A 15946-nucleotide genomic window follows, 5' to 3' on the forward strand; every position below is an offset into this window, starting at 1 on the left:
CCGCCTTCACGGCGCTGGGCAGCCAGGGCGCCCTGGCCGAGCTGATGCGTGCGCCGCGGTTGATCCCGTGGCGCAACTGGTCCGGTGCGCAGAGTTGCCTGCCGGCGGCGCGCCTGGCCCCCAAGGACCTCGATGAACTGGTGCAGGTGGTGCGCCGCGCCGAAGGGCGGATTCGCCCGGTGGGTTCCGGTCATTCCTTCAGCGCCCTGGTGCCCACCGATGGCACCTTGTTGTCGCTGAGTTTTTTCAGTGGCCTGCTGGATCACGACGAGGCCAGCCTGCAAGCCGAGTTTGGCGGTGGCACGCCTATGTCCCGCATGGGCCCGGCGCTCAAGGCCATCGGCCAGGCCCTGCCGAACATGGCCGACGTGGATTACCAGACCCTGGCCGGAGCTATCGCCACCTCGACCCACGGCACCGGCAAGGCCTTTGGCTCGTACGCGTCCCAAGTGGTCGGCCTGCAACTGGTGACGGCCAGCGGCGAGGTGCTCGATTGCGATGCCCAGCGTCATCCCGACGTGTTCAAGGCCGGCCGGGTGTCCCTTGGCGCGCTGGGGCTGGTGACCCGCGTGCGCCTGCAGAACCGCGCCGCCTATCGCTTGCGCGAGCACCAGTGGGTGGCGAAGACCGAGGAGTTGCTCGAGGACGTAGACGCCAACACCCGGGACAACCAGCACTGGGAGATGCAAGTCGTCACCCATTCCGACTATGCGCTGTCGATCACCCTGAACGAGACCACGGATCCGGCCACGCCGCCGATCAGCCCCGAGGAGGAGGGCGGCAACGAATTCGTATCCCTGATCGAAAACCTCGACAAGTACGGCAGCGATTTTCCCGCGCTCCGGCGAGCGCTGCTCAACAGCCTGCGGCTGGTGGCCGATTTCGATGACCGCGTCGGGGATTCCCATGACATCTACGCCAACGCCCGCACCGTGCGCTTCAACGAGATGGAGTACTCGATGCCGGCCGAACACGGCCCGGCGTGCCTGCGGGAGATCCTCGCACTGATCCGCGACAAGGACCTGCGTACGTGGTTTCCCATCGAATACCGCTACGTGAAGGCCGACGACATTGCCTTGAGCATGTTCGAAGGCCGGGACAGTTGCTCGATCTCGGTGCACCAGCATTACCAGATGGACCACCACAATTTCTTTGCCGCTATCGAGCCGATCTTCTGGAAGTACCAGGGCCGTCCGCACTGGGGGAAACTGCACTCCCTGAACGCCAAGGCCCTCCAGGTGCTATACCCGCGCTGGACTGAATTCATCCAGGTGCGCCAGGCGCTGGACCCTGGTGGCAAGTTCCTCAATGGGCATCTTTCATCGATTCTGGGGGTGAGCTGATTGGCTTCAATCGTCGCGGGTCGAGCGCTGGCTGGCCTGCAGCTGATGCATTCCTGTCAAACACAAAACCTGTGGCGAGGGGACTTATCTGTGGGAGCAAGGCTCTGTGGGAGCAAGGCTTGCCCGCGATGAAGAACACACGGTCTATCTGGAACCGAGTCGCCTGTTTCGCGGGCAAGCCTTGCTCCCACAGAGTGGCTCGCCACAGGTGCTGTGAAACACTCTAGAACGCAAACGGAATACTGATCTTGGCCCAGAGCATTTCGCCTTCGGGGCGGTTTTCCACGTCGAACTCCTTGGCCCAGCGAATTTCGGCGCTGGCGTACTTGAGGAAGGTGAAATGCAGCGCCGGACCTATGGCGAAGACCTGACCGCGTACGCCATCGTCCACGTCCTGCCCGGCGAATTGCACGGTGCGACCGTACTGTTTATCGTCGGTGGTCTGCTTGAGGTAGTAGCCGTTGAGCCCCAACCTCAGGTTGTCGGTCACGCGGTAGCTGGCGGAATAGTCGAAGTGGAAAATCTGCCCCGAACGGTAGTCGGTGTCCTTGTTCTTGCGGTTGAAGCTGTAGGTGCTTTTCATCGACACCTCGGTGTCTTCCGTGGGCAACCAGGTGAAGGAGAACAGCGGCTTGTAGGTGTAGAAATTGTTGCTGGTGTTGGCCAGTCGATCGGTACTGTATTCGCCGGTCGGTACGGTGATTTCCACCGCCGCGGCCAGGGTCAGATTCTTGCCCATGTCCCAGAGCACGATGGGCGAAATGGTGGTGTCGCCCATGCCCTCGCGGGTGTCATGCAGGCCGAACACCGAAACTTCCTGCTTGATCCAGGGCTGGGCGATGTAGATCCCCGCGCGCCCACCGGCCACCCGCAATGGGCTCAGGTAATCGATACGCGGGACCACTGCCGTGGATTCGATTTCGACATCCGGCAGCTCGCCACCCAACGAACTGATGTTGAATTTCCGGGCTTTGTAATGGTTGTAGTAGAGGTTGAACGCGACCATGTGGTCGGGAAGGCTGTCGACTTCCAGCGGCAATACGAAAAAGCCGTCGGTGCCGGGGCCGATGTTGTCCACCCCCGATTCGGTAGCCAAGGCGGGCAGGGCATAGCCGCAGGCCAGGCCGAGGGTCAGTTGCAAGGCGAATTTCGTGCGGATCGGGTTCATGGGAGGGCTCATTATTATTGTTGGAAATGCACCGGAGGTCCGAGTCATACAAATAAGCCGTTCGCCGCCGACAGGGCAGGGTATTGGCGGCCAGACAGGGGACTTGGGCGGCCAGATTTTTATGCCTCCCAACCCAGCGGCTCATGCTAACTTTATGAAATAACCGGTTACAAAAACGCCACCTAACGTGCTCCGGAATTCGCCCCATGCAGATGAAAGTCATCGACCCCACCTATGAGTTGGCGCTGGTATCGCCCTTCCTGCTGCAAACCCTGGCCGAGGTGGTGGCGGACAAGGGTTTCGATGCCGCCAGCCTGTGTCGCGGCCTGGGCTTCGACCTCGATGACCTGCAAGATCCCGCCCAGCGCATTTCCTACCGCCAGGCCGTGGTCATGATCCAACGGGCGCTCAAGCTGTTGCCCGACCAAGGCCTGGGGTTGTGGGTGGGTGACCGCAACGTGCTCGGCACCCTCGGCCTGCTGGGCCACGTCTTGTCGTTGTGCGAAACCCTGCGCGATGCCTTCGCCCTGGGGGTTCGTTACCAGCACACCACCGGCGGTATCGCCGTGACCCGGGTCGAAGAAGCCACTGACCGGATCATGGTCGAGGCCACGTGCCGCCTGCCTTTCGCCGAGATCCAGGTGTTTGCCGTGGAAGAATTCTTCGCCAGCCTGATGGTCTACGGCCGGGCGCTGGCAGGCCCCGATTTCAAACCCAAGGCCGTGGAGTTCATGCACGCTGCGCCGTCCTATGCCCAGGAATATCAGCGGATCTTGGGGCCGGATGTGCGTTTCGGTTGCCGGCACAACCGCATGCTGATCGATGTGCGTTGGCTGGATATGCGCCTGCCCAATCATCATCCGTTGGCCCTGCGCCAGGCATTGGCCTTGCTCGAGCAGGAGGCCTGCGAGGTCCACCAGAAGATCGACCTGATCCAGACCGTGGAACGGGCAATTGCCCGGGACCTGACCCGGGGCAGCCACATCGAGAAAATCGCCGGCGACCTCAACATGAGCAGCCGCACCCTGCGTCGACGCCTGACCGAACACAGCCTGACCTTCGAGGCCTTGCTCGAACAAGTGCGCCGCGGCCGCACCCTGAACCTGCTGGCCAACCCAGAGCTGTCCATCGAGCGCATTACCGAAGAAGTCGGCTACAGCGATGTGCGCAGTTTCCGCCGGGCGTTTCGGCGCTGGACAGGCATGAGCCCGAGCGCGTTTCGCAATGAGAGTGCCGACGCTCGGCTCTAGTATTTCTCAAGCTGGGTCGGCTTCCCTAAGGTCCCGTCCTGACTCGTTATGACAAGTGATAAGGCCATGCCCGACAACGTGCTTTCCCTCAGCAGCGTGCCGCTGCACACGCAACAATACCCTCAAGGCAGCCAGGTCCCCTCGGAAAGCAAGCTCGGTGCGCTGTTTAGTGTCAGCCGTACAGACCACCATAGGGATTGGTGGTGGGCTCTGAGTCTGTGAACTGACTGGCGGCGCTTGTCAGAAAAATCCCGGAAGAGTACAAATGTACTCCATGACGACTCTCACGCCCCGCCGTACCGCCATCCTGACTTTTATCCGCGAACGCATCGCTGATCAGGGTCAGCCTCCCAGTCTCGCTGAAATCAGCGAGGCGTTTGGTTTTGCCTCCCGCAGCGTGGCGCGCAAGCATGTGCTGGCGTTGACCGAGGCTGGTTTCATCGAAGTCAATCCGCACCAGGCCCGGGGCATCCGGCTGCTGAACCAGCCGCCACGGCCCGAGTTGCTGGACGTGCCGGTGCTGGGGCGAGTGGCGGCGGGCCTGCCGATTGGCGCCGATGCCGAGGTCCACAGCCGCCTGATGCTGGACCCGGCGATTTTCACCAAGGCCCCGGATTACCTGCTGCGGGTCCAGGGCGACTCGATGATCGAGGACGGCATTCTCGACGGTGATCTGGTGGGCGTGCAGCGCACCCCCCAGGCTGCCAACGGCCAGATCGTCGTGGCGCGCCTGGACGGTGAAGTCACCATCAAGCGCTTCGAGCGCATCGGCGAGCGGGTGCGTTTGCTGCCGCGCAACCCGGCCTATCAGCCGATCATCGTCGAGGCCGACCAGGACCTGGCGATAGAAGGGGTGTTCTGTGGCTTGGTGAGGCAAGGGTGATGGGCGCTGTTGTTGCGCTGGATACGCTGTTCAACGGCGGCCAGGTCTGGAAGGGCCGGCCTGCGCCGCCGGCCGCCAGTCCGCAACCCACTGGCCATGGAGCACTGGATGCGGCGTTGCCCAGTGGTGGCTGGCCGGAAGCGGCGTTGACGGAGCTGCTCATCGCTGCGCCGGGCGTGGGCGAGTTGCAATTGGTGTGGCCGACCCTGGCGCGGCTGTCGGCGGCGGGGGAGCGGATCGTGCTGGTGGCGCCGCCGTTCGTGCCTTATCCCCAGGCCTGGCAGAACGCGGGTATCGACCTGCGTCAGTTATCGGTGATCCGCGCCGATGAGCGCGAGGCCCTGTGGGCCACCGAACAATGCCTGCGTTCGGGCAGTTGTGGCGCGGTGCTGTGCTGGCCCCGACAGGCGGACGACCGGGCCTTGCGCCGTTTGCAAGTGGCGGCGGAAACCGGCCAGACCCTGGCGTTCGCCTGGCGCTCCATCCAGGAAGCCATCAACCCATCGCCGGCGGCCCTGCGCATTGCCATCGATACCCGGCCTGCGCAGTTGCGTGTGCTCAAGTGCCGGGGCGGGCTGGCCCGTTCGGCGCCGATTGCCTTTGCCACGCTCGCCCCACAAACCGGGCATTGAGGTTGCGATGCGCTGGGTCTGTATTCTCTTCCCGCAATTGGCGCTGGACGCCGCGCTGCGTCAGCGCCCCGATCCCGACCAACCCCTGGCATTGCTGACCGGCCCGGCCCAGCGTCGGGTGCTGCAAGCGGTGAACGCGCCGGCCCGGGCCCTGGGCTTGCGGCCCGGCCAGACCATGACCGCCGCCCAGGCCTTGAGCAAAGGCTTTGCCACCGCCGAATACGACGCGGCGCAGATCGAACATTGGCAACAGTTCCTGGCGGCCTGGGCCTACCGTTTCAGCTCCCAGGTCAGCGTGCATTACCCGCGAACGTTGCTGTTCGAGATCGAGTCGAGTCTGGGCCTGTTCGGACCCTGGCCGGTGTTCGAGGCGCGCTTGCGGGCCGAGCTGACCGAGCTGGGCTTTCGTCATCGCATCGTCGCCGCTCCCAATCCGGTGGCGGCACGGGTGTTGGCCAATGCCTATGACGCCCTGGTGGTGCCCGATGTCGAGACCTTGCAACAGTACCTGGGACACATGCCCGTGGAGCGAGTCGGCCTGGAGCCCGATGTCGCCACGGCGCTGTCGCGCATGGGCCTGCGCCGCCTGAGCCAGGTCCAGGCCTTGCCCCGGCAGACCCTGGCACGGCGCTTCGAGGCCCAGGTGCTCAAGCACCTCGACGCGCTGACGGGCAATCGCACCTTGGCGCTGTCGTTCTACCTGCCACCGGACCGTTTCGATGTGCGCATCGAACTCAACTATGACGTGCAATCCCACCAGGCACTGTTGTTCCCGTTGCGTCGCCTGACCGGTGACCTGTCGGCCTTCCTCTGCGGGCGCGACAGCGGCGTGCAGCGCTTCGACCTGCACCTGGAACACGCCGGGTTGCCGGATACCGTGATCAAGGTCGGTCTGCTCAGCGCCGAACGGGACCCGGCGATGCTCTTCGAGCTGGCCCGCGGTCGCTTGGAACAGGTGCAGGTCGAGGCCCCGGTGCGGGGCTTTCGCTTGTGTGCCGAAGACTTGCCGAGTTTCGTGCCCCAGCGCCTGGAGCTGTTCGACGAACGCCCGCAACAGTCATTGCCCTGGGAGCAATTGCGCGAACGTCTGCGAGCCCGGTTGGGGGATGACGCCGTGCAGGGCTTGGGGTTTCGCGACGACCATCGGCCTGAGTGCGCCTGGCAGATGACGTCCCAACCCAAATCCCAGACGTGTCCGGTGCGCGACGGCGTGCAGCGTCCCGGTTGGTTGCTGGATGCGCCCCAGGCATTGGCGCAAGGCCAGGCGCAGATCCTCATGGGCCCCGAGCGTATCGAGACCGGTTGGTGGGACGGTGCGGATGTGCGCCGCGACTATTACCTGATCGAAACCCGTAGCGGGCAACGGGGCTGGGCCTATCGACCGGTGGGCGAGGGCGGGCCGCTGTGGCTGCAGGGTTGGTTTGCATGAGCATTGAGTATGCCGAGCTGCATTGCCTGTCGAACTTCAGCTTCCAGCGCGGCGCCTCCAGTGCCCTGGAGTTATGCCGTCGCGCCAAGCAGCAGGGCTATCAGGCCCTGGCGATCACCGACGAATGCACCCTGGCCGGGATCGTCCGGGCCTGGCAGGCGGCCAAGGAACTGGCGCTGCAACTGATCGTCGGCAGCGAAGTCCAGGTCGAGAACGGTCCGAAACTGGTGTTGCTGGTGGAGAACCTGGACGGTTATCAAACCTTGTGCCGGTTGATCACCCGCGCCCGGCGTCGCAGCGAGAAGGGCCACTATCGCATCGTGCGAGAGGACTTCGACCAACCCTTGCCGGGGCTGCTGGCCTTGTGGGTCGCCGAGGGCAAAGACGCCGAGGAACACGGGCGTTGGCTCCAGCCGATCTTTGCCGGGCGCCTGTGGCTGACGGTCCAGTTGCATTGCGGGCAGGACGACCGTCGCCGGTTGGCAGAGTCGTTGGCGCTGGCCGAGCGCTTGGCTCTTCCGGCCGTGGCCAGCGGCGACGTGCACATGCACGTGCGTGGCCGTCGCGCCTTGCAGGACACCATGACCGCCATCCGTCATCACGTCACGGTGGCCGAGGCCGGCCAGCGCTTGCACCCCAACGGCGAGCGCCACTTGCGCAGCCGCAAGGATCTGGCCGAGCTCTATCCGCGGGCCTTGCTCGATGAAACCCTGGACATCGCCCGGCGCTGCACCTTCGACCTCGGCCAACTGCGCTACCAATACCCCCGCGAGCTGGTGCCCGAGGGGCATGACCCGGCGTCCTGGCTGCGGGAACTGACCGAGCGCGGCATGCGTGAGCGCTGGGACAAAGGTGTACCAGACAAGGTCCGGGTGCAGATCGACAAGGAACTGAGCCTGATCGCCGAGTTGGGCTATGACAGCTATTTCCTCACCGTGCAGGACATCGTCAGCTTCGCCCGCAGCCGCCATATCCTTTGCCAGGGGCGCGGCTCGGCGGCCAACTCGGCGGTGTGCTACGCCTTGGGCATCACCGAAATCGACCCCAGCCTCACCAGCCTGTTGTTCGAACGCTTCCTGTCCCGGGAGCGCAACGAGCCGCCGGACATCGATGTCGATTTTGAACATGACCGTCGCGAGGAAGTGCTGCAGTACGTGTTCCAGCGCTACGGTCGTCATCGTGCGGCCTTGACGGCGGTGGTCAGCAGCTACCACGGCGCCGGGGCGGTGCGCGATGTGGCCAAGGCCCTGGGCCTGCCACCGGATCAGGTCAACGCCCTGGCCGATTGCTGTGGCCGTTGGAGCGACGAAGCGCCGCCGGTGGAGCGTTTGCGTGAAGGCGGTTTCGACCCGGACAGCCCGGTGTTGCGCCGGGTCCTGGGCCTGACCCAGCAATTGATCGGTTTTCCCCGGCATTTGTCCCAACACCCTGGCGGTTTCGTGATTTCCGAACAGCCCCTGGACACCCTGGTGCCGGTGGAAAACGCCGCCATGGCCGAGCGCACCATCATCCAGTGGGACAAAGACGACCTGGATGCGGTGGGCTTGCTCAAGGTGGACATCCTGGCCCTGGGCATGCTCAGTGCGATTCGCCGGTGTTTCGACTTGATCGAGCAGTACCGGGGGCAGCGTTATGCCTTGGCGTCGTTGCCCAAGGAGGATCGGGCGACCTACGAAATGATCAGCCGCGCTGACACCATCGGTGTGTTCCAGATCGAGTCCCGGGCGCAGATGTCGATGTTGCCTCGGCTGAGACCCGAGACGTTCTACGACTTGGTCATTGAAGTGGCGATCGTGCGGCCCGGGCCGATCCAGGGTGGGATGGTGCACCCGTACCTGCGGCGTAGAAACAAAGAAGAGGCGGAGACTTATCCTTCTGAAGCATTGAAGGAAGTGCTCAACCGCACCCTGGGGGTTCCCTTGTTCCAGGAACAGGTCATGCAGATCGCCATCGTCGCGGCCGATTACACCCCGGGTGAAGCCGACCAGTTGCGGCGTTCCATGGCCGCCTGGAAACGTCACGGCGGGTTGGAGCCCCATCGGGAGCGCCTGGCGCAGGGGATGAAGAAAAACGGCTACACCGCAGAATTCGCCGCGCAAATCTTCGAACAGATCAAAGGCTTCGGCAATTACGGTTTTCCCGAATCCCACGCCGCCAGTTTCGCCTTGCTGACCTACGCCAGCAGTTGGCTCAAATGCCACGAACCGGCGGCGTTCGCCTGTGCCCTGATCAACAGCTGGCCCATGGGCTTCTACAGCCCGGACCAGATCCTCCAGGATGCCCGCCGGCATCAACTGTCGATCCACCCGGTGGACGTGCGCGCCAGCGCTTGGGAGTGCAGCCTCGAGCCCATGGACGGCCGGCAACCGGCGATTCGCATGGGCCTGCGCCTGGTCAAGGGCTTTCGCGAAGAGGATGCCCGCCGTATCGAAGCGGCGCGCCGGCATCGACCCTTCAGCGACGTGGCCGACCTGGGCGAACGCGCGCAGCTCGATGCCCGGGCCCAGGCGCAACTGGCCGACGCGGGGGCCTTGCAGGGCTTGGCGGGGGATCGCCATCGGGCCCGCTGGGAAGTGGCCGGGGTGCAGAAACAACTGGGCTTGTTCGCCGGTTTGCCCAGCCAGGAAGAACCGCCCGTGGCCTTGCCCGAACCCACGCTGGGAGAAAATCTGTTTGCCGATTACGCCACGCTGGGCACGACACTCGGGCCTCATCCGCTGGCCCTGCTGCGTTCCGAGCTGCGCGCCCGGCGCTGTCGCAGCTCCCGGGAATTGCAGGACGTGGAGCATGGCCGCAACGTCAGCGTCGCCGGGCTGGTCACCGGCCGCCAACGTCCGGGCACGGCCAGCGGCGTGACCTTCGTCACCCTGGAAGATGAATTTGGCAACCTCAACGTGGTGGTCTGGCGCGACCTGGCCGAGCGCCAGCGCAAGACCCTGGTGGGCTCGCAATTGCTCAGGGTCGACGGGCGCTGGGAAAGCGTCGGCGAGGTCCGCCACTTGATCGCCGGGCGCTTGAGCGACCTGACTGAATTGCTGGCGGGTATCCAGGTGCAGAGTCGCGATTTCCGTTGAGCTCGCAAACCCTGTTTGGATCCGGGACATGATTCCTGTGGCAAACAAAGAACTCTGTGACGAGGGGATTTATCCCCGCTGGGTTGCGAAGCAGCCCCATGTTTCATCAGCCACAGTGATGTGCCAGGCAGGACGCAGGAGGTTGTTGCGCAACCCGGCGGGGATAAATCCCCTCGCCACAGGTCATTCCTTTTGCCCCAGAAAGCATGTCCCCAGTCCAGACAGGTCGTCATCATGACCTCACCATGAAACCAAACGCCAACCCGGCGCTCGAAGCTCTGATCGCAAGGGGTTTGTGTAGGCCGATTCCCTGCAGGCATTTTGAGGTTCAGAGTCGACCATGGAGTTTCTATCCCAGAATCACGGCTGCCCTGGATGGGGCGGTGAGATGGCCGGGCGTATCCGGGCGTTCGATTGGAGCCGGACCGAGTTGGGCGCCATCGAGCACTGGTCCGCCAGCTTGCGCAGCGCTGTCCAATTGTTGCTGGCTTCGCCCCTGCCGATGGTGATGTTGTGGGGCCGCCAGGGCTTCATGATTTACAACGATGCCTATGCCGAGTTCGCCGGCGGCCGCCACCCTTACTTGCTGGGGTGCGCGGTGGAGTTGGGCTGGCCGGAGGTCGCCGAATTTAATCGCCATGTGCTGGACGTCTGCCTGGCTGGCGGCACCTTGTCCTACCGCAGCAAAGAGCTGGTCCTGCTGCGTGATGGCAAGCCTGAGGACGTGTGGATGGACCTCTACTACAGCCCGGTGCCCGATGACGACCAGTCCCCGGCGGGCGTGCTGGCGATTGTGGTGGAAACCACCGAGCACGTATTGACCGAGCGCGCCCGGCAAGCGGCCGAACGCAGTTACCGCGCGGTCAATGAGCGCATCCAACTGGCGCTCTCGGCCGGGCCCTTGCTGGGGTCGTTCGTCTGGGACATCCAGGCCGACACGCTGTCGGGGGATGAGCGTTTTGCCCGCACCTTCAACTACCCACCCGATTGTTCGCTGGACGCACTGCCCATCGAGATTGCCCGCCAGGGCATCCACCCGGATGACCTTGACGAGGTCAACCAGCGGGTCGAACTGACCGTGCGCACAGGCACGCCTTACAGCGCTGAGTATCGGGTGCGCCGCCTGGGCGGTGACTACCGGTGGGTGCTGGCCAGCGGTCGATGCGAGTTCGACGGGACGGGCCGGCCCCTGCGGTTTCCGGGGGTGTTGATTGATATCAACGAGCGCAAGACGGCCGAAGCTTCGCTGCTCAAATTCACTCGCGACCTGGAACAACGGGTCGCCAACGAGGTGCAGGCGCGGTTGGCTGCGGAAGAGCAGTTGCGCCAGTCGCAGAAGCTCGAGGCCATTGGCGGCCTCACCGGTGGCGTGGCCCATGACTTCAACAATTTGCTGCAGGTGATCGCCGGCAACCTGCATTTGCTGGCCCGCCACGAACGGGACAACGCCAATGTGCAACGGCGGGTCAGTGCCTCCATCGAAGCCGTGGAGCGCGGCGCAAAATTGTCATCGCAGTTGCTGGCTTTTGCCCGGCGTCAGCCATTGTCACCGGCGGTCTACAACCCTCGGCGCATCTACGAGGGTATGGGTGAACTGCTGCAACGAGCCTTGGGCGAAACCATTCTGATCGAAGTGAGCCTGCCCCAGGAGCCTTGGCGCATTCACGTCGATCGCAATCAACTGGAAAATGCCTTGTTGAACCTGGCGATCAATGCGCGTGATGCCATGGGCGGCGAGGGCACCATCCATCTGATTGGCGAGAACATTGTGCTCGATGACGCGTTCTGCGCCGGCAAGGGGATCCCGGCCGGCGATTATGTCCGGCTGTCGGTGATCGATCGCGGTGCCGGCATGCCGCCCGATGTCCTGCAGCAGGTGTTCGAACCGTTTTTCACCACCAAGACCGATGGCCAGGGCACCGGGCTTGGATTGAGCATGGTGTTCGGGTTCGTCAAGCAGAGTGGCGGCCATATCGAGGTATCCAGTGACCTGGGCGAGGGCACGCGAGTACGGATGTATTTCCCTCGAAGTCTTGCACCCGAAGTAGGGGAAGCCGAGCAACACGACGCGCTTCAGTCCGGTCGGCAAGAGACGATTCTAGTGGTGGAGGATAACGACGAGGTGCGCAGCGCGTCGGTGGAACTGCTGGAACAGTCCGGCTATCGGACCCTCACGGCCGCCAACGGTGATGAGGCGATGAAGTTGCTGCTGGACGGCACCTCGGTCGACCTGATCTTCACCGACGTGGTCATGCCCGGCCTGATCAAGAGCTCCGACCTGGCCGCCTGGGCCAAGGTACAGAATCCGCCGGTCCCCGTGCTGTTCACTTCGGGGCACACTCGGGACATCATTTCCCGGAACCATCAATTGAGCCCCGACACCCATTTGTTGAGCAAACCCTACGGCCCGGACGCACTCGCCCGGATGGTGAGGAGCGTGCTGGGCGGTTGAGCGCGACGCTGCAAACAAATGGAACCGAAGCCGTCGCGTCACCTTCGAATGATCAAGACCGGTCATCCATCCGGCCCTGCCATGAACGAGGTGCCCATGAACGACGATCCCGCAAACACTCAGCAACAAGGCCAGGCACAGACGCCATCCCCGCGTAACGATCCGGCCATCGATCCCCTGGTCCCGGGCCAGCCGTCGAGCGCCGAGCCAGCCAGTCCCGCCGGGGCGGATCAGGCTGACAGCGCCGCCACTGAGGTCGATCAGAAGCAGCATCATCAGGACAATGACAACACCTTCAGCCCTGGCTTCAAGCCTGACCCGGACCGGCCGAAATCCAGTGACGACACGGATGCCGATATCGATACCGATGGGGGCTAGACAAGCAAGGCTGTACAACATCGCATCATGGTGGGAGCGAGTCTGCTCGCGAAGGGGGGAGCTTGAATCGGTGTTGATTGTGCCACCGCCATCGCGAGCAAGCTCGCTCCCACAAGGGTGCTGTGGTGGATGCAAAACTCATGAGCTTCCAAGATCCCTGTGGGAGCGAGCTTGCTCGCGATAGCGGTGGGTCAGCCTGTTTATTCAGCCTTGAAGCAATAAATGGCATAGCAGCCCTTGATTACAAAGTCTGTGCTGACAGGAAAAAGTCCCTCTGATTGCAACGCCGTTGACTTCCGCGACACCGTCCCAGTAATCCAACAGCTGTGTTGCAGTTCGATGCCCTTGGCCAGGCGTGAAGGGGTCCGGATGTATCGATGGGCGTAAAGCAGTACTCTCAAACCACGGCCCAGGTTTGGGCTGCCTAAGCTAATGCAGTCCGGCTCAGGATGGATTCGAAACCGATGATAAACAGTACCGAGCACTTATCGTTGAGACAGGATGTGATTGCCAGCGGGAAGTCACTTCAGCGTTCACTTCATGCGGTTCTATTGAATCGGGTTCGCAATGGCGCGCTGGATTCGATACAGGCGCATGCGAGTGCCCTGGAGACTGCCCGATGGACCTTGAAACAAACATTGGAAACGCCACGTGCGTTACCAGAGGCCCTGGCGCCCAGTTTGTCCCAGGCACTCAATGTTGCACCCAGAACCCACCCGCATCTCGTGTCGATACTGGATGCGTTGAGCACACTCTTGCCCCATCTCACCTGGATAAATCGCCAAGCCCGGGCTGACCAGGACAGCGCTTTCGTGGAGCGGCATCGTCACGGGATGATCACCGGCCCCGAAGGGCTATTTGAGTGTCCCACCTTGACCTTGGGATTGGCGCTCATGCTGCCCGAGACCTGCTACCCCTACCACCAACACCCGCCTGCCGAGTTCTACCTCGTTCTGTCACCGGGCGAGTGGTATCGGGAGGATGTGGGGTGGTGGAGTCCCGGGCCGGGGGGCCTTGTATTCAATCCGCCGTCCTGTGTCCACGCGATGAAATCGAGGCAGGCTCCATTGCTGGCGTTGTGGGGCTTGCTTCATTCAGAAGCTGAGTTATGTCGGTAACAACACTGGGTATCAAATTGGATGAGCAAACGCGTGCCAGGCTGAAGTTGGCATCGGCAAAGTTGGATCGCACCTCAAACGGGTTCAGAAAGGGTAGTTGCGGGTGTCGATCTAGCCGCGAGCCGTCCCTGGCCTCGGCTATATCACTTAGAACTTGAAGCGCCCAACCAAACCCTTGAGCTGCCCGGAAATATCCGTCAAACGCCCCGAACCGGTCTGCGCCGAGTGGGCGTATTCCTCCACCAGCTGTGCATCGGTATGGATCTGCGCGATGTGCCGGTTGATGTCTTCGGCCACTTGGTGCTGTTCCTCTGCCGCCGTGGCGATCTGGGTGTTCTGGTCGCGAATCGAGTCTACCGAGTTGCGGATCTTGTCGAAGCTGTCACGGGCTTGCTGAATGCGCTCGACGCTGGTGTGCGACACCTGCAGGCTGCTTTGCATCTGCTGGGTGACTTCCTGGGTGCGCCGTGCGAGGTTACCCAGCAGGCTGTCGATCTCGCCGGTGGAGTCGGCGGTACGGCGGGCCAGGGCCCGCACTTCGTCGGCCACCACGGCGAACCCACGACCTTGATCGCCGGCCCGTGCGGCTTCGATGGCGGCGTTGAGAGCCAGCAGGTTGGTCTGTTCGGCAATCGAGCGAATGGTGTCGAGGATGGTGTTGATGTTCTTGCTGTCCTGCTCCAACGCCTGCATGGTCTGGGTCGACTTTTGCAGGTCCTCGCTCAGTTTCATCACGCTGCCGGTGGCTTCACCGATGTGATGCTGGCCGTCGTGCACGTCGCGGTAGCCTTCGTCCGCACTGGAGGCGGCCTGGCTGCAAGAGCGGGCCACTTCGTTGGCGGTGGCGACCATTTCGTTGAATGCCGTGCTCACCAATTCAACGGCCTGGCGCTGGCGTCCGGCCGCATCGTTCATGTTCTGGGCCACGTGGCTGGTATCGGCCGCGGCGGTTTGCAAGTCGGAGGAAGCGCTGCCGATGCGCTGCATCAGTTGCGCGATCATGCCCAGGAACTGGTTGAACCAGCCCGCCAGGGTGGCGGTTTCGTCCTTGCCTTGCACCGAGAGCTTACGGGTGAGGTCGCCTTCACCTTCGGCGATTTCCTGCAGGCCGTTGGCAACACCGCGAATCGGCCGCACGATGACGCTGGCGAAACTGGCGCCCACCACGGCGAAGACCACGGCCAGCACGGCAGCGATGGCGGCGATCAGCCAAGTCAGGCTCGAAGCCTCGGCCATCACTTCATCGCGCTTGATCAGGCCGATGAAGCGCCAGCCCAACCCTTTGGAGCTGACCACGTTGGCCATGTAGGGCACGCCGTCGATTTCGATCTGGGTCACGCCGTCGCTGCTTTTGGCCAGCTCGGCATAGTTGGGGCCCAGGTCGGCCAGCGGCTTGAAGTTGTGCTTGGCATCGGCAGGGTCCACCAGGACGTTGCCGTTGGCTTCCACCAGCATCAGGTAGCCGCTCTCGCCCAGCTTGATGTTCTTGACCAGTTCGGTCAGTTGTTTGAGCGAGACGTCCAGGCCGACCACACCCACCAGTTTGCCGGCGGCGTCTGAAACCGTATGCACGATGCCGATCAGTGACACATCATCTGGCGCCCAGTAATACGCGTCTGTGCGCACGGTGGTGCCCGGCGCGGCGATGGCGGCCTTGTACCATGGACGCACCCGTGGGTCGTAGTTGGAGATTTTCGGGTCGTCCGGCCAACTGGCATAGCCGCCGTCGGCCAGGCCTACGGAAAGATAGGCGGTGGTCGGATGGCTCTTGGCGAATCTGTCGAAGATCTCCAAAAGCTGTTTGTTGTTCTCGGGGAGAGGGATTTGTGCGGCGTCGGCACCCGAGTAGTTTTTCAGATCCTTGGCGGCGACGATCCGTGGATCCTTGGCGAAGAATTCGACGTTCTGGCTGATCCCGTCGAAAAACTGCTTCATGCCGTTGTCGATCTGGCGGATTTCACGGCCGCTGCTGTCCAGGAAGTTGGCCTTTGCGGCGTCGCGCAAGTTCAGTACGACAAGCACCGCCACCAGGATAACCGGGAGGCAGGCGATGGTCGCGAACGCCCATGTCAGCTTCTGTTTGATATTCATGACTTCTCCCGCGGAATATTTTAAGTGTTGGAACGGCGGAAACAGCAGTGGTTGGCGTTGCGAGTCTCTGGAAGGGAAAAGCGCCCATGCCTACTGCCAGTGTATCGACCAAAGTCGTAGGCACTTGA

Annotated in this window: 11 protein-coding genes and 2 pseudogenes; 10 read left to right on the forward strand and 3 right to left on the reverse strand. The window is 62.9% G+C overall.

Going from position 1 to position 15946, the window contains the following annotated elements; translation table 11 throughout:
• The first annotated feature begins 44 nt into the window (after window positions 1–44).
• The gene (locus tag AC3A5O_RS07250) at window positions 45–1343 is read left to right on the forward strand and encodes a D-arabinono-1,4-lactone oxidase (protein WP_487753130.1); all 1299 of its coding nucleotides are present in this window, start codon (window positions 45–47) and stop codon (window positions 1341–1343) included.
• Window positions 1344–1566: 223 nt separating this feature from the next.
• Here the strand turns inward: AC3A5O_RS07250 and AC3A5O_RS07255 are convergent, their stop codons facing one another.
• On the reverse strand, window positions 1567–2511 hold the full coding sequence (locus AC3A5O_RS07255) for a SphA family protein (protein ID WP_305490799.1): 945 nt from the start codon (window positions 2509–2511) through the stop codon (window positions 1567–1569).
• 206 nt (window positions 2512–2717) lie between these two features.
• Between AC3A5O_RS07255 and AC3A5O_RS07260 the strand changes: the two genes are divergently transcribed.
• The 9 genes and pseudogenes from AC3A5O_RS07260 (at window position 2718) to AC3A5O_RS07300 (ending at window position 13727) form a co-directional block, all read left to right on the forward strand.
• On the forward strand, window positions 2718–3761 hold the full coding sequence (locus AC3A5O_RS07260) for an AraC family transcriptional regulator (protein WP_354338256.1): 1044 nt from the start codon (window positions 2718–2720) through the stop codon (window positions 3759–3761).
• A 66-nt stretch (window positions 3762–3827) separates the two neighbouring features.
• Window positions 3828–3941: pseudogene (locus AC3A5O_RS07265) on the forward strand (GntR family transcriptional regulator); the annotation flags it as partial.
• A gap of 85 nt (window positions 3942–4026) precedes the next feature.
• The gene (gene lexA, locus AC3A5O_RS07270) at window positions 4027–4644 is read left to right on the forward strand and encodes a transcriptional repressor LexA (RefSeq protein ID WP_013692700.1); all 618 of its coding nucleotides are present in this window, start codon (window positions 4027–4029) and stop codon (window positions 4642–4644) included.
• A complete protein-coding gene (imuA, locus tag AC3A5O_RS07275; protein ID WP_122568481.1) occupies window positions 4644–5276 on the forward strand; it encodes a translesion DNA synthesis-associated protein ImuA in 633 nt (210 codons plus the stop codon). Before lexA ends, imuA begins: the two co-directional genes overlap by 1 nt.
• A 7-nt stretch (window positions 5277–5283) precedes the next feature.
• Window positions 5284–6705, forward strand: a complete 1422-nt coding sequence (locus AC3A5O_RS07280; RefSeq protein ID WP_305467643.1) for a Y-family DNA polymerase — start codon at window positions 5284–5286, stop codon at window positions 6703–6705.
• Window positions 6702–9779, forward strand: coding sequence for an error-prone DNA polymerase (locus tag AC3A5O_RS07285; protein ID WP_305467641.1), 3078 nt, complete (start codon window positions 6702–6704; stop codon window positions 9777–9779). Before AC3A5O_RS07280 ends, AC3A5O_RS07285 begins: the two co-directional genes overlap by 4 nt.
• A 340-nt stretch (window positions 9780–10119) precedes the next feature.
• Window positions 10120–12231 (forward strand): hybrid sensor histidine kinase/response regulator, encoded by a 2112-nt coding sequence (locus tag AC3A5O_RS07290; protein ID WP_122568484.1) that lies wholly within the window; start codon window positions 10120–10122, stop codon window positions 12229–12231.
• A 96-nt stretch (window positions 12232–12327) separates the two neighbouring features.
• A complete protein-coding gene (locus tag AC3A5O_RS07295; protein WP_487753021.1) occupies window positions 12328–12609 on the forward strand; it encodes a hypothetical protein in 282 nt (93 codons plus the stop codon).
• 464 nt (window positions 12610–13073) lie between these two features.
• A complete protein-coding gene (locus tag AC3A5O_RS07300) occupies window positions 13074–13727 on the forward strand; it encodes a dimethylsulfonioproprionate lyase family protein (RefSeq protein ID WP_305481842.1) in 654 nt (217 codons plus the stop codon).
• A 147-nt stretch (window positions 13728–13874) separates the two neighbouring features.
• Here the strand turns inward: AC3A5O_RS07300 and AC3A5O_RS07305 are convergent, their stop codons facing one another.
• On the reverse strand, window positions 13875–14729 hold the full coding sequence (locus AC3A5O_RS07305) for a methyl-accepting chemotaxis protein (protein WP_436278762.1): 855 nt from the start codon (window positions 14727–14729) through the stop codon (window positions 13875–13877).
• 6 nt (window positions 14730–14735) lie between these two features.
• Window positions 14736–15818 (reverse strand): annotated as a pseudogene (locus tag AC3A5O_RS07310) (HAMP domain-containing protein); the annotation flags it as partial.
• Between the last annotated feature and the right edge of the window lie 128 nt (window positions 15819–15946).

The sequence above is a fragment of the Pseudomonas sp. Soil_N_39 genome, from assembly GCF_057655955.1.

Coding starts and splice junctions, on each gene's coding strand:
- AC3A5O_RS07250 (WP_487753130.1), top strand. CDS start 45: ATGCGTGCGCCGCGGTTGATCCCGTGGCGCAACTGGTCCGGTGCGCAG.
- AC3A5O_RS07255 (WP_305490799.1), bottom strand. CDS start 2,511: ATGAACCCGATCCGCACGAAATTCGCCTTGCAACTGACCCTCGGCCTG.
- AC3A5O_RS07260 (WP_354338256.1), top strand. CDS start 2,718: ATGCAGATGAAAGTCATCGACCCCACCTATGAGTTGGCGCTGGTATCG.
- lexA (WP_013692700.1), top strand. CDS start 4,027: ATGTACTCCATGACGACTCTCACGCCCCGCCGTACCGCCATCCTGACT.
- imuA (WP_122568481.1), top strand. CDS start 4,644: ATGGGCGCTGTTGTTGCGCTGGATACGCTGTTCAACGGCGGCCAGGTC.
- AC3A5O_RS07280 (WP_305467643.1), top strand. CDS start 5,284: ATGCGCTGGGTCTGTATTCTCTTCCCGCAATTGGCGCTGGACGCCGCG.
- AC3A5O_RS07285 (WP_305467641.1), top strand. CDS start 6,702: ATGAGCATTGAGTATGCCGAGCTGCATTGCCTGTCGAACTTCAGCTTC.
- AC3A5O_RS07290 (WP_122568484.1), top strand. CDS start 10,120: ATGGAGTTTCTATCCCAGAATCACGGCTGCCCTGGATGGGGCGGTGAG.
- AC3A5O_RS07295 (WP_487753021.1), top strand. CDS start 12,328: ATGAACGACGATCCCGCAAACACTCAGCAACAAGGCCAGGCACAGACG.
- AC3A5O_RS07300 (WP_305481842.1), top strand. CDS start 13,074: ATGATAAACAGTACCGAGCACTTATCGTTGAGACAGGATGTGATTGCC.
- AC3A5O_RS07305 (WP_436278762.1), bottom strand. CDS start 14,729: ATGATCGCGCAACTGATGCAGCGCATCGGCAGCGCTTCCTCCGACTTG.